The organism is Yersinia vastinensis (assembly GCF_902726565.1).
Taxonomy (GTDB): Bacteria; Pseudomonadota; Gammaproteobacteria; order Enterobacterales; family Enterobacteriaceae; genus Yersinia; species Yersinia vastinensis.
Map to the genome: position 1 here is coordinate 18,348 of NZ_CACVAF010000004.1, position 14,412 is coordinate 32,759.

Below are 14,412 nucleotides of genomic sequence, written 5' to 3' on the forward strand. Positions count from 1 at the left end.
TTTAATCGCGGCTTTCCTTAGGTAGAGTTCTGTCGGCTAATATTTAAGCCCGCAGATTGTATAACAGGGATAGATTTAGTACAGCTCAATCGGAATATTCTTATCTACTAATTATTTCTTCATTTCTACTTCGCTGAGAAATAAGACGAAAATAGAAATAGTTAATTTCACTGTTTTGCCAATGTATTCCTTGGTCAAAATTAGCTGTTAATACTCAAGCACCAGACTCACATTATCCTGATAGTTACCCGGAGTGCGTTGATTCTGATTAGGATTAATGACCGCATGAAAAGGAACTAATTGTTGCGCGCCAGTGCCCGTGCCAGGCTGCATTGAGGTTGCATTCCATAACGTGGTCCCTGCGGTATTTTGGTAAAGCTGATATTGCAAATAGTCAGTGACAGTTGAGGAGGTCAGTTTCATTTGCCGCCAATTTGCCAACGGGTTATCACCGGCAGTAACGTAGGTGTTAAAGGTCGATCCTTTGGTGCAGGTGAGCGTAATATTTTGACTGATAGGATTAAATTGCCCTACCAAGGCAAAACTGCCGAAGTTTACATCTTGAGCACTGTTAATCGCGCAATTCTTGCTGACCACGAGAGTCACCGTCACGGTAGACACGTCGGTTCCGATGCCGGTTCCCGACCATGTTCCCCCGATACAGATCCCTGCAGCGGCGACTTTGCAGATATTATAACTCCAGGCCAGATTGATGACGTCAGTATAAGTCCCTGCGCTGATATTGACATTAATCGCACCATTGGTGCCGGTTCGAATATAAATGGGTAGGTTGGCACTAATTCCGCCCAGACCGACGAGCAGTAAATTTGAGCTGCTATAGTCTAATACTCCATTGATACCCAATGCTGGGCTAAATGTTCCATTGCGATATATAGAATAGGGGATAAGGTCACCCGCAGCATTTTTCAACATAAGGTTATTGGTTGTGCTGACGATTCTTGCTGTCAATGCATAGGTGGATAATAAGCTAACCCCCAATCCGCTGCAGGCCATGGGCGTTGCACCTTGTGCATTGACGGTCGTGGTATTCGCCGCAACAGAAGAACTGGGTGGCAGGGTAACTGTACCGGGTGAGAATGTGCAGGAATCCGCCTGAGTCGGAGGCGCAATAAAACACAGCAGGATTATCAGCAAAGTGATAAAACCGGCGAAGGTACTGCGGTGGCCTATTGCAAATTTATGGTGTATCACTTTGCCTCCGTTATGTTATTTCCACTCATAGACACGTCACTGTGCCGATATCTTGTATCCCCGCACGGGCTTTCTGTGTGAAGTGTACATAGCAACTCGCGCCATTATCCGCGCGGGTTATTTTCAGTTTATTTTGTGGCTTGATTTGCTCGATATAAGCGATGCCATCCCAGCCAACATAACTGGTGGGTTTGACATCAGAATTGAATATAGGGCTGCCTTTAGGTAACTCTTTGCCCAATATATCAATGATATGTAGTGTCGCTGCGGTCACTTGTTCCAATGGGAAGTCGATTAAATATCCGCTGCGTTCACGGATGGCCAAGCGGCGCTCCACTTCAGGCATCGAGACATCTGCTGGTAGGCTCATAGGGTCAATCTGAAATTTCGCTTGGTAATAAGAGGTGACATTCGGAATTAATAGATAGCCATCGTCGTCAGTTGTGCCGATGAGTTGATTTTCATAACTGACAGGAATTTGGCCAAAACCATGAGTAGAAACCAGTGCAAATGCATCATTAATCGTATTACTGGCATAAATTCCCCGATTCATCATCACCACTGAACCACTGACTTCCCCCCAAGTACGGTAATCATTGTCACTACCATAGACACCGACCCGACTTTCCATCATCCGAGTCCGCCAGATAAGGTCTGCCTGTTGGTAGCTACTGTTTTCACCGGAGCCATTGGCATAAGCCATATTCCAGCCAAACCCGCCATTGGTCGGGGTGGAGCGGCTATAGTTGACTCTCTGACTCCAGACGTTATTGGCATCACGCATGCTGCTGATGCTACCAGCACCCCAATCGCCGAGGGGGATACTGAAGACCATCTGTGCGTTATAGCCTTTCGTGCCAAGCTCACGGTTGACCGAGAGATAAAAGCTGGTATTACCAAAAACGGTGGTGCTGTAGCTTAGGTTGACCAGACGGGTTCGCTCTCCTAGTGCATCCTGAACATCAAAATAGCCGGAGCCAATAGACCCATATTCTCCCAACCCCAGACTGCCGGTGATTTGGTCAGTGCGGCGGCTGGGCCGATACGCGCTTTTATAATTTGCCAAGTCTCCATAATCTTCACTACGTGTGATGCGTTGAGCATTTAGGCTAAAAAAAGCATTGCTATAGCTGTAACCGAATGAATACTGATTGCCACGCCCACCATATCGCTGGGAGGGCAGTAAGGTGGCGGAATCAGCATTGAGGTTCGTAGGGGCGACGCCACTTCCCAACACATCGTCACCTGCGTGACTGAGACTGTAAGATCCGTTTAGCACACCGTAATTGCCGGCTCGCAGGCTGATACCGCCACCCGCCACATTCAGTTGTTTGGCGATATCCGTCCGGCCTTCGAGTGTCAGCCAAGAGGTGGCGCCGTAGCGGAGCACGCCGGTGGCCACAGGGTCGCCATAATCAGCAGAGCGAATCCCATAGTTTTGACGCAACATGCCACTTGACACACTAAAATCCCATAAGCCGGGTTTTAACAGATCACTGGCAACATAAAAGGGAATAGAGGTACTGACTTGCCGCCCCAATGCATCGGTGGTGACCACCGTAGCTTGTCCTGCACCGTTGATTCGAGGGCCGTTATCTATCACGAAAGGTCCGGGATTAACCGTGGTCGATTGCATGCGAAAGTTATCAATATAGAGGTCGACGGTGCTGGGAATTGCGGCTTGGCCGGCAAATTGAGGCAGCGGGTAGGTTACCAAGTCTGGGCGAATGGCGAAATTGCGTGATATCTGGATTCCGCCAAGACGTACTGAGCTGCTCCACGCCAGAGAACCGGTTATCAGATCCCCCGCGGTGTAACTCAACATATGATTTTCATCATTTGACCGCCACTGGGTATCGTAGCGAACGTACCCTTTATCGACGGTCACGTTGTCCGTGTCTGTCAGATTGGTGCGGTAGATACCGGTGTTGCTGATGACACCAAAACGGTCAAATAGGCGCTGTTCTGCCCACGCTGAAACGTTGCTCGGCTGGCTATTATTGTCGCCTTGGTTGGCGTAGACATCGTAGTTAAATAACAGACCAAGGCTACTCTGAGCCAGATTAAAATCCTCTGGTGTACTGGCATTGACTCGTTGCTGAGGGAGCCATTCGCTGGGGATATCAATGAGTAATCGCTGGCTATCCCCTTGATAGGCGACTTTTACTTTATCCATAGCATCAATTGCGATTTCTGGCGTATTCGATTGTGGCGTGGGTAAGCCAACGGCATTCAATTGTTCAGGCGTCAGATAATAATGCCCACCACGAAATATCACGGGTACTGCCTCGCCAAAGTTACGGCCATTGACTACCAATTCAAGATAGAGTGTGGTGTCCGGCATCACAGCGGCAGATGGCGGAGGTGGCAAATCATCCCCCCTTACCGTTAGTGGTATTAAAATGGGGGATATCATTGAGGCATACATCAATGTCAAAAAAGGTGACAGCCTGATTTTGATTATCATCCCAACCTTATGTTCCTGTTTATTAATGCATTAGCCATGCATCAACCAATAGATATTCTTAAATCAGAACAGGCTATTGATGAGGAATAACGACAGGTTTGGCATGACTGTTTACTAACGCGGTTAGTTGTCCTGCGTTAGCCGGTGTGGGGATTTGAAAGTACATTTCACTCCCCGGCAGCACATAACCCATCAGCCCCTTATTGAGACTTTTATTTTGCAAATTGACCTGAGATATTCGTGCGTGCGTGTGTCCTTGATTGCGGATAGCCAACCACTGTTTACCGCTATCTGACGTGAGTTTGTAACTGAGATTCAGAGGGAAGAATGACGCCGGATTATTTGCATCTTCAGATTTTAAACCTTCACCATAGATAAATAGCGGGATGGAGTAACGCATCTGAAACTTCAGCCCCATATTCAGAGAGGGGGTGGGGGTGTCATCGCCATCTTTACGCGGAATCTCATCAATCAGCACGCGGAATGCCTGTTCCTGCCCTGCGGGGACTTGTGTATTTTTAATCAGACGAATCAGTTGACGTTTGCCCGGTAAAATAGTGGCAACGGGTGGGCTGGCAAGGATAGCAGACTGATGACTGTAATCATCCACCCCTTCTTTTTGTTGCCACCCTAATACTCGGATTTGCATATAAACTGGCTGACTATCTTTATTCTCCAACCACAGCGCAGTGGCTTTCTCGCTATTATTTATCACCGGATCAATCGGCCAAATAAGTACCGAAGAGGCGGCATAAAGAGAGCCACTGGTTAATGCAGTTGCCAGTACAACCATCGATGAGAGCGATGTTAATTTGGTCATGGTGAACTCCTTGTCGATAAGTACTCACATTAAATAAATGGCAATCTAATAAGTGATGGTCACTAATAGCGTATCGGTATAATTCCCTGCGGTGGGCAGTGTGCTACTGGCAAACAACTGCGCATATAAAACAATTTGTTGCAGCGTGCTGTTGCCACTAATGATTTGTGTTGCCCCGCCATTACTACCATCGCCCCAAATAATACTGCGGGCGCTGTCTTGGAATATTTGATAGGACAGATATTCACCAGTGCTGCTATTAAGTAACCGTCGGCCAGAGGCAATGTTGCCAGCGGTATTCGCACCGCTATTGAGCGCCAATGTTAGGCTAGGCGTGCCGCTACACTGAATAACGATTGAACCAGCATTCTGGCTGGATACGATATTAATCGGCGTAGCGAGGGACGATACATTGCCAAAATTCAGCGTGCCAAAACTGCTGCTATCTGCGGTGCCACTCCCTAAAATACAACCGGGTAATATGGTTGCTTTTACAGTAAAGGGGCTGCTCAATGTGTCTCCATAGCTTCCTGCCACGGGTAAACCCAACACCGCGAGTAGCAATAATTGAGTTAGGGTGGGATAGAAACAGCGCTGTGCCATATTGCTGCCTCCCTACCAATTGACCGTAACTTGAATGGTATCGGTGTAAACACCCACCGCAGGTGTGCTTTGTATGGGAATTAACCCATAGACGGGGAGGGTGACTGTTTGACCAGTGGCCACTTGTGAAACGCCCACAACATTATCCCAAATATGGCTATGTGCCGCGTCGGTATACAGGTTGTAATTCACATGTTGGCTTGCTGGCCCACCTGCCAGATAGCGGTTACTGACGTTGCCGCTTTGCCCTGCACTGAGTAGCACGGTAAAGCTGGTGTTTTTACTGCATTGTACCGAGATGGCCCCAGTGTTGGCCTGACCGGTAACGGCTATCGGGATATTGAGCACGCTGGCTTGTCCGAAGTTTAATGTACCAAAGCTGGTGGATCCTCCGACGACCGTCCCTGCGATACAGGTGGGTAATAGAGTGGCACTGACCGTAATATTGGCAGTTTTTGACACAGCGTAAGCCGGGTAAGCTCGCAGTAACAGCAGACCGACGAGTAGCCATAAAAAGGCCACTTTATCGTCGATTATCAACGAACGACCCGGAGTCATATCCAAAGTCATGCCACTACCAAGTGACAGTCACATTGACTGTATCGATATAGGTGCTGACGGTGGGGGTGGCCTGTGTCGGGACTTCACTGTAGATAGTCAGAGGGATAGGTGTGCTGATAGCCGTGGCGGTGCCAGTGAGAAGGTCCGAACCTGTAGTTCCCCATGCCTGACTGTAACCACTGTCTTTATATAAATTATAGCTTACATACTCGGTCGTTCCGCCTAACAAGCGACGCTGATTAACCAACGCATGTGCGCCATTGTCTATTCCGATACTGTAAGCGGTATTGGCACTACAGTATAAATTCAACGCACCAGCCCCAGTGCTGCTATAGGGGACTCTTATTCGGGTATTCAGCGTAGACACTGTACCAAAGTTCACCGTACCTAAATTTGTCAGTCCGCCAGCCGCGGTGCCATCATTGATATAGCACCCACTGATAATCGTTAATGTGGCGTTCAACGTTCCTGTTGCCGTGCCTGCACTTTCCACTGGCGGAGCAGACTGTAATAAAACCATTGCACCTAGAATAAGTAAGGGTTTCTTCATTATTGCTTCCTTAATCATATAATATGCAGCCAGCTAATCTAGAACTGAGTTGCGCCAATAACGTAGCGCAATCGATATTTATGATACTAATCATTAAAAATTCTAGACATTTAAGTAATAGCAGCAAGATTCAGAAAGTGTCCAACATTAATTAAAAATTTACTTATCCATCTCATATTTATCATTTATTACTAATTTCGCTGGAATAAATCCGATAATGATATAATCCATACATTCAAGGTAAATTTATGTTTAAGGGGCTGTAACCTTTGATCTGAATCCATTCAGCCAAGAAATATATAATGGCGATTCGTTGCAGAGCTGTCCCTATTGTTTAAATTTATTTTTCATATGGATTACCGCTATTCCTAAAGCTATGAGAGCAAATAGCGTGGCGACCTTATACGTAAATTGCATTCCACGAGTCATATCTATGGCGGTTGCTAACACCCGATTCTGTGGAGCAGAGGCGAAGGAGAAAATAGCCCCCATGACAGATGCTCCTGTAATCAGCCCCAGATTACGTGAAAGGTTTAACATGCCAGAGGCCACGCCCCGTTGTTCGGCACTCACTGATTGAATAATTAGGGTGTTGTTGGCCGTCTGAAAGAGAGCGTAACTTGCAGTAATTAGGCAGGCTGGTATGAGGTAACCCAAAATGCCGACGGTAGGCGTGACGATTGATAACACCATAGCGCCGCAAGTTAGCCCCGTCAGCCCAAGTGTCACCATAATGTTGGCACCTAATTTATCGACCAAATACCCGGCGGGTATACCACTCAGTGCCGCAACCAGCGGGCCAGCAGACATTACCAACCCAACCCATTGTGTCCCTAAACCTAATGCTGATGTTAGATAGAACGGTCCAACAATAAGTGTGGTCATCATGATGGTGGTGACTAATGTACTCATGATTAGCCCATTGCGCAGTACAGTGTGGTGCAGCATCGTTGTCTGAATGAGGGGAAATGCAGCTCTCTTTTCGGCCCAGCGAAATAACCCGGCGCCAGCCACCGCCCCGATGAGTAGCGCAAAATTCAATAGATTGAATGTGCCGTGCCCCAGTGTCATTGAAAGCGCGTATAGCGCGAGAGTGAATCCTAACAACAGCATGCCTAAAGGGTCTAAACCAGACGGCGGTCTACTGGAAGGCGTGCTGCTTTTTGGCAAATAACGTGATGCCAACCACAGAGCTAAAAGCCCGAAAGGAAGGGTTGTCAGGAATATGGACTGCCAGCCAAACCCAGCAATTAACATGCCGCCGAGCGATGGCCCAAGCGCAGTGCCGATGGCCGATACCGTACCGAGCATGCCCATTGTGCGCCCAATTTTATCCTGAGCGACTGTTTCACCCACCAACGCCAATGTGAGTGTCATCATTGCCGCAGCCCCCAATCCTTGTAGGATGCGAGCGGTAATTAATACTCCGAGCGTAGGAGCCAATGCGCAACCCAGAGATGCCAGCGAGAATACGCCGATTCCGATTTTTAGCAGCAAGCGCTTGTCGATGATATCTCCAAGACGGCCAATGCTAATGGCTGATGTGGTGATGGCCAGTAAATAAGCCAAAACTACCCACTGCACATGTTGAAAAGAGGCATTAAAAGCTTGGGTTAATGTGGGTAATCCAACATTGGCAATACTGGTGGCTAATGATGAAAGCAGCATTGGTAAAGAGAGACTGATAACGGTCTTTTGTAGACCCGTATTTTCGGCGCTGTGTAAATTTGTGCTATTGGTGTCGATTTTCATTAGGGGTTGCTCCTGAAAGACCTAGGCAGGAGACTATTTCATTGTTAGATAGGGCGGAAGACGCACCAGTTGCAGTTTATTCATGCGTTAAACGCCATGTCATATAAGTGTGTGCTAAAGTCAGAGCATGACAAAACCTGATCTCAACTTATTAATCACACTCAATGTGCTGCTTGCAGAGGGCAGTGTGGCGCGTGCAGCCCAGCGCTTAGGGCTGAGTCCTTCTGCGATGAGCCGCGCGTTAGCAAGGTTACGAAAGACAACAGGCGATCCTTTGTTGGTCAGGGCCGGGCGCTCATTGGTTGCAACCCCCAGAGCGCTTGAGTTACGTGAACAGGTCAGTCAGTTGGTGCAAGACGCCACATCGGTACTGCGCCCGGCGGAGAAACTGGACCTTACCCAGTTAACCCGTGTTTTTACATTAAGGACCAGCGATGGGTTTGTCGAAAATTTTGGGGCCGCACTATTAGCGCGAATTCACCAAGATGCCGCGGGTGTGCAGTTACGATTTATGCAAAAACTGAATAAAGACAGTGCATTACTCCGTGATGGCATCGTCGATTTAGAAACCGGTGTTGTCGGCTCTTCAGCGAGTCCTGAACTACGCACCCGAGCGCTCTTTCGTGACGGTTTTATTGGTGTTGTCAGGGCGGGGCACCCCTTAATTGATAAAGAGATAACGCCTGAAGGCTATGCAACTCAACGGCATATTATTATTTCGCGGCGTCAGGGCCATAAGGGGCCGATTGACGATGCATTACACTTATTGGGGCTGGAGAGACATGGGGTGACGTATGTTGATGGCATATCAACGGCGTTGGCGTTAGTGAGAGGTTCCGACTTAGTGGCAACGGTTCCTAAACGGCATACCCTGAATTTACGTGATGGTCTGTACAGCTTTCCGCTGCCTCTCACCCTCCCTTCGATTACCGTCTCTATGTTATGGCACCCACGAATGGATGCCGACCTTGCTCATCGGTGGCTACGTCAGTGTGTGTTAGACGTTTGTGGGAATGATACTCAGGGCCAGATATACGGCCCTGAGTAACCCTCTGAGCTAGAAGCGTGGTATCGCGGTTCCCCAATTTCGCCAGTCTTTAGGTTCTTCGGCGTTCAGTAAGAAGTGTTGATTCACGCTGGCTTTCGGGGCCAGTGGCGTGGAAGGAGGAGTGGCAAAAGCAATCCCACCACGGATGAATTGCTGGAAGGTGCCACTTTTTACCACTCCGCCCGTCAGGCCAAACTCAAGGTTATAGCCCGATGCCAGCCAGAAAACGGTATTCTGCCGTACCAACTGCTGGAACTTTTGGCTGATGCGTAAAGAGACTTGTACCCGATCAGACATCGCTCCCAGATTAAAGCCAGTGACCGTGCCTACTTCAAGCCCCCGGAACAATACCGGCGTGCCAATTTGTAGTGATCCTGCTTCTGCGGTATCAAGAATAATGCTCAACCCATCAAGATAGCGGGAGTCAGTAATCGTAGCTGTTTGCAACTCAAAGGTTCGCAATACTCCACCTTTACCGGGCTCAACATTAATGTAGGGCTGGAACAAGGTATCGAGATTATTGACCCCTGCGGCAGAGATCTCTGGTGAAACTATGGAGAAGCGCGTCCCAGCACGGGCAAAACTTTGCACATATTCAGGGTAGAGCACTGCTTTAGCTAACACTTCATTGCGCTCAGGTGCCAGTTTTAGTGATTCAACCTGACCAATATTGATGCCCAGATAGCGAATTGGCATCCCTGTTGCCAGTTTGCTGGCATCGAAGGTGCGCAATACAATCTGGCTACCAACAGCGCGTGCCGCGGTTTCGTTACTATAAAGCGTTCGTTTAGCGCCTTTGTCCAGTGTGACACCTTCAAGATTATCGAAGCTGATCGCACCTTTTAATGCTCGATTCAGAGGCGAGGCTTGCACGGTCAGTCCGCTGCCGTTCAACTGCACTTTCGCCCCACCTTCAGCCCAGAAAATACTCTTATCAGTGAGCAGGTTGCGATACGCCGGCTGGATGTAAACATCCACCTCAAACTCATTGGCTTTCGGTCTGATGCGAGTAATTTCACCGACTTGAAACTTACGATACAGCACGACAGAACCGGCTTGGACATCTGGCAAGCTGCTCGCAGTTAAGGAGAGAGTGGTGGCTGGGCCATTGCCTAAAATCCCATCAGTGGCTTTATCCACACTGCTGTAGAGCGGATACTGGCTCAGAGGCTCGCCTTTACTGCCCGGCAGAATCAAAATACCGCCATCAACCCACTCCTGTGCGCTGGCTCCTTGCACTTCAATGCCGTCAATCCCCAGTTTCACATCAATACGGCTGTTCACCACAAATTTACTGTCTTTATGCACCAAATCCCGGTATTTCGCTTCAATGGCAGCGGTAAAACTGACGCCAGTAGCAGACAACTCACGGGTTAGCACCTGACCAATTTTAATGCCATGCAAGGAGATAGGCTGACCCACATCGATACCGTAGCTTTGTGGCGCGGTTAAATGTAACTCCAGTACATTAGGTTGCTGTAGCAGACTCTTACTGCTGGGCAGGACAGTAAAACGTTGCTGCGGCTCGCCTTCTCCGGGGATAAGTTCTAAAGTATTGCCGGTCAACAGCGTGCTGAGATTGGTATCATTAAGACTAATGCGGGGGCTATTCATTTCGATACGCGTACCAGCCCGCATTAAATCAACCACCGAGGGGTCAATGGTCAGCTCACCAACAACTTTGCTATCAGGCTGGAGCGTCATTTTGGTCAGCGTACCCACTTGCAAACCTTGGTAAATTAACGGCGTGCGGCCTTCACTCAAATTATTGCCGCTCGGAAGATCCAGTGTGATGGCCACCCCCCGTTGACTGTGTGCCAAATCAGAATAAAGCTGGAAAGGTCGGTCTGGTTTCGCATCTTGGCTGTTCTGTGGGGAGTCAAAGGCAATAGCACCATTCACCAATGCCGCCAGGCTTTCCATTTGCACAGAGACACCACTCAAGCTGAAATCGCCTTTGAAACCGGACACATTCCAAAAGCGAGTATCATTTTTGACTAGCTTGGCAAAACGGCGATCAATCAGTACGTCAATGACCACGCCGCTATTATCAGGCGCAATATTGTAATCATAGACTTTACCCACTGGAATTTTACGGTAGTAGACCAGTGAGCCATTGTTGAGGGAACCCAAATCTGGCGCATGTAAGTGAATCATCAACTCACCGGTATTCATACGAAATTTTGGTTGGGTATCTAATGCTGTAAAGTGGTTTTGGGGCTTACCTTCACCCGGCATCATTCCGATATAGTTACCGCCTACCAATGCGTCCAACCCTGAAACACCTGCTAGCGAGGCTTTGGGGGTGACCAGCCAAAACTGTGTGCCTTCACGCAGTGAATCTTCCATATCATTTTTGATACTGGCGGTGACTTTAATGTTACGTAGGTCATCATCCAGACTGATGGATTGCACCATCCCGACTTCGACACCTTGATAACGAATAGGGGTACGCCCAGCCACAATCCCGGCGGCAGATTGAAAATCAATCGTGACCTCGGTGCCACGCTCTTGCCAATTGTTGTAAACCAGCCAACCGGCGATCAGCAGTGCAATAAAAGGCAGCAACCAGAACGGCGATATCCGGCGTTTGTGTTTAATTTGTGCCTCAGTCGGTGTACTCGGCGTTTCCTGTTGCATGTGCATCCCAAATCAATCGGCTATCCAGCCACTCAACAGCAAGGATAGTCAAAATAACCGCAGACCCAAAGTAGAAGGCTGCAGGCCCCATCGTGAAGGAAAGAAGCTGATCACGATTAATCAGCGACATCATTAGCGCAATAACAAAGAGATCCAGCATCGACCAGCGGCCAATCCAAGTAATAAGACGCAACAATCGCATGCGGGTTTTCAGGCTGTGCTGTGTTTTCAGATGGATACTGAGCAGCAATGTTATTAAGACAATAACTTTAGTAAACGGCACCAATACACTGGCAATAAAAACAACCGCCGCGATAGGCAGGTTCCCCGATGACGCCAGTGAAACCACGCCAGAGAAAATAGTATCCTCCAGACGAGTGCCATTGGCGTAAACAATGGATATTGGCAACAAGTTCGCCGGCAGCAGCAGGACTATCGAGGCAATTAATGCCGCCCACGTTTTTTGGATACTGTGGCGACGCCGATGACGTAACGGGGTATGGCAACGTGGGCAGCGGCCCAGCGCGTCGGGATGCCCAGTATAGTGGCAAGACAGGCAAACGCGCAGTGTCTCTCTCGGGCCTGGGGGCTGCTCTTGGGGGTAAAATCGCTCCCATAGCTGCTCCAGATTCAAGTGCACGAGTGCCAGAATACTGAGCAAGGTGAGTGTCAGATAAGCGATTAACCCCGTACCGGCCATCACGTCAGCGTATTCTTTAACTTTAATACAGGCCACCACCATACCAATCAGATAGATATCCAGCATGACCCACTCTTTTAGCCGCTCCAACATCAATAATATGGGGCGCAGATTCATGCCAATCCGGCTACCAATGCGCAAATAGAGAATTGAGATGGTGAGAGTGATAGGGGCGCCCAGAATACAAAAAGCCACCATACTGGCTGTGATGGGGTCCCCTTGGCGGCTCATCTGCCAAATACCTTCCAGTAAACTGGCATCAATGCGAGTTCCAAGCAGACGGATAGTAATAAGTGGCTCGGTAAACGCAAATGGCATCAATAACAGCATGGCAACCGCAATGGCGGTTAGGCGGGTCAGTGACCAATCGCGCCCACTGGCAATTTTTGCACTGCAACGTGGGCAATACGCGGTTTGCCTGCCATTGAGTGGTGGCAAGGTAAACAGCGCATCACACTCGCAGCATCGTTGAACCCGTGCAGTGGATAAGGGGCGTTGAATCGCATGTATCTTCATCGTGTAGAACCCAGACACCGACACCGGTTTATAAAGAATAGCGCGGATGGTAGCAGAGCAATCACTCAAAACAAGGGGCAAAAAGGGTCAAACTGCCAATGTTGCTAACTCTTTTGCTTCATTAGCGCGGAATAACCTTGTCGGCAGGCGCATTTAATGATTATTTTATATAAGCTACGCATAACTATTGCCTCTGGCTATCCTTAGGTTTCTAACGGTCATTACATGAAAAAAGCAGAATTCTACGCGGAATTAAAACGTGACTTGAGTGCTCTGATTGCGGGTGAAACCAATTTCATCGCCACATTGGCCAATACCAGCGCCTTACTTTATGAACGCCTTGAGGGGTTAAATTGGGCGGGTTTCTACTTGCTCGATGGTCATCAATTGGTGCTCGGTCCTTTTCAGGGGAAAATCGCTTGTGTGCGCATTCCTGTCGGGAAAGGCGTCTGTGGGACGGCGGTGGCAGAAAACCGCGTTCAGCGAGTCGGTGATGTGCATGCATTCCCCGGACATATTGCTTGTGACACGGCCAGCAATGCTGAAATTGTGCTGCCAATCACGGTTCAGGGGAAAGTTATCGGCGTTTTGGATATCGACAGCATAGTTTATGATCGCTTTGATAAAGACGACGAATTGGGCTTAATCTCAGTTGTGGCGGGGCTTTGCGAGCATCTTGAGCTTTGTGACAGTACAAAATATGTTACACAGACTGCAAGTTGATATACGGATAACGTGGCAATTGCTGATAGCGTCATTATAATGACGCCTGTTCATGCCTGCGGCTTGTTGGCAACCCGTTGTAATCAGGAAATTTCATGGAAAATCAACCTAAGTTGAACAGTAGTAAAGAAGTCATAGCCTTTTTGGCTGAGCGGTTCCCGCTATGTTTTACCGCCGAAGGCGAAGCACGTCCATTAAAGATCGGTATTTTTCAAGATCTGGTCGAACGTGTTCAGGGGGAAGAGAATTTAAGCAAAACGCAATTGCGTTCTGCGCTGCGTCTCTACACCTCAAGCTGGCGCTATCTTTATGGGATCAAAGTCGGAGCTGAGCGTGTTGATTTGGATGGCAACCCTTGTGGTGTGCTGGAAGAACAGCATGTTGAACATGCCCGTAAACAGCTGGAAGAGGCGAAAGCCCGTGTTCAAGCACAACGTGCTGAACAACAAGCTAAAAAGCGCGAAGCTGCCATTGCTGCGGGTGAAACCCCAGAGCCACGTCGCCCACGTCCGGCAGGTAAAAAACCTGCACCGCGTCGTGAAGCGGGTGCGGCTGTGGAAAACCGCAAGCCTCGTCAGTCACCTCGCCCGCAACAAGCTCGGCCACCTCGTCCACAGGCTGAGGAAAACCAGCCACGCCCTGTGCCGGTCACAGATATCTCTAAACTGCAAATTGGTCAAGAAATCAAAGTCAGAGCAGGTAAGAGTGCGATGGACGCAACCGTATTAGAAATCGCTAAAGATGGCGTACGGGTGCAGCTATCTTCCGGTCTGGCGATGATTGTGCGCGCAGAACACTTGCAGTTCTGATACGGAGGCCA

12 protein-coding genes are annotated in these 14,412 nt (G+C 48.8%); 3 read left to right on the plus strand and 9 right to left on the minus strand.

Features of this window, described 5'->3' with window-relative positions:
• Window positions 1-207 precede the first annotated feature (207 nt).
• The 7 genes from HUZ92_RS06925 to HUZ92_RS06955 form a co-directional block, all read right to left on the minus strand.
• Window positions 208-1,212 carry a Csu type fimbrial protein gene (locus HUZ92_RS06925; protein WP_050295377.1) on the minus strand — a complete coding sequence of 335 codons (1,005 nt, stop codon included), beginning with the start codon at window positions 1,210-1,212 and terminating at the stop codon, window positions 208-210.
• 25 nt (window positions 1,213-1,237) lie between these two features.
• On the minus strand, window positions 1,238-3,679 hold the full coding sequence (locus tag HUZ92_RS06930) for a fimbria/pilus outer membrane usher protein (protein ID WP_145579931.1): 2,442 nt from the start codon (window positions 3,677-3,679) through the stop codon (window positions 1,238-1,240).
• 73 nt (window positions 3,680-3,752) lie between these two features.
• A complete protein-coding gene (locus HUZ92_RS06935; protein WP_145579932.1) occupies window positions 3,753-4,499 on the minus strand; it encodes a fimbrial biogenesis chaperone in 747 nt (248 codons plus the stop codon).
• 45 nt (window positions 4,500-4,544) lie between these two features.
• Window positions 4,545-5,102, minus strand: a complete 558-nt coding sequence (locus HUZ92_RS06940) for a Csu type fimbrial protein (RefSeq protein ID WP_050295379.1) — start codon at window positions 5,100-5,102, stop codon at window positions 4,545-4,547.
• A 12-nt stretch (window positions 5,103-5,114) separates the two neighbouring features.
• Entirely contained in the window at window positions 5,115-5,672 is a 558-nt protein-coding gene (locus tag HUZ92_RS06945; RefSeq protein WP_050295380.1) for a Csu type fimbrial protein, read from the minus strand.
• A gap of 4 nt (window positions 5,673-5,676) precedes the next feature.
• Entirely contained in the window at window positions 5,677-6,213 is a 537-nt protein-coding gene (locus HUZ92_RS06950; protein ID WP_050097481.1) for a Csu type fimbrial protein, read from the minus strand.
• Between the two features lie 327 nt (window positions 6,214-6,540).
• On the minus strand, window positions 6,541-7,965 hold the full coding sequence (locus tag HUZ92_RS06955; RefSeq protein ID WP_050097483.1) for an MFS transporter: 1,425 nt from the start codon (window positions 7,963-7,965) through the stop codon (window positions 6,541-6,543).
• A 127-nt stretch (window positions 7,966-8,092) separates the two neighbouring features.
• On the opposite strand from HUZ92_RS06955, the gene HUZ92_RS06960 reads away from it, so the two are divergent.
• A complete protein-coding gene (locus tag HUZ92_RS06960) occupies window positions 8,093-9,013 on the plus strand; it encodes a LysR family transcriptional regulator (protein ID WP_050097484.1) in 921 nt (306 codons plus the stop codon).
• 9 nt (window positions 9,014-9,022) lie between these two features.
• On the opposite strand, the gene HUZ92_RS06965 is transcribed toward HUZ92_RS06960, so the two are convergent.
• Window positions 9,023-11,653, minus strand: coding sequence for a PqiB family protein (locus HUZ92_RS06965; RefSeq protein WP_050097486.1), 2,631 nt, complete (start codon window positions 11,651-11,653; stop codon window positions 9,023-9,025).
• On the minus strand, window positions 11,622-12,869 hold the full coding sequence (gene yebS, locus HUZ92_RS06970; RefSeq protein ID WP_050097488.1) for a membrane integrity lipid transport subunit YebS: 1,248 nt from the start codon (window positions 12,867-12,869) through the stop codon (window positions 11,622-11,624). The genes HUZ92_RS06965 and yebS overlap by 32 nt, the downstream gene beginning before the upstream one ends.
• A gap of 225 nt (window positions 12,870-13,094) precedes the next feature.
• On the opposite strand from yebS, the gene HUZ92_RS06975 reads away from it, so the two are divergent.
• Window positions 13,095-13,592, plus strand: coding sequence for a GAF domain-containing protein (locus HUZ92_RS06975; protein WP_128450815.1), 498 nt, complete (start codon window positions 13,095-13,097; stop codon window positions 13,590-13,592).
• 95 nt (window positions 13,593-13,687) lie between these two features.
• On the plus strand, window positions 13,688-14,401 hold the full coding sequence (gene proQ / locus HUZ92_RS06980) for an RNA chaperone ProQ (protein WP_050097492.1): 714 nt from the start codon (window positions 13,688-13,690) through the stop codon (window positions 14,399-14,401).
• Window positions 14,402-14,412: the final 11 nt, after the last annotated feature.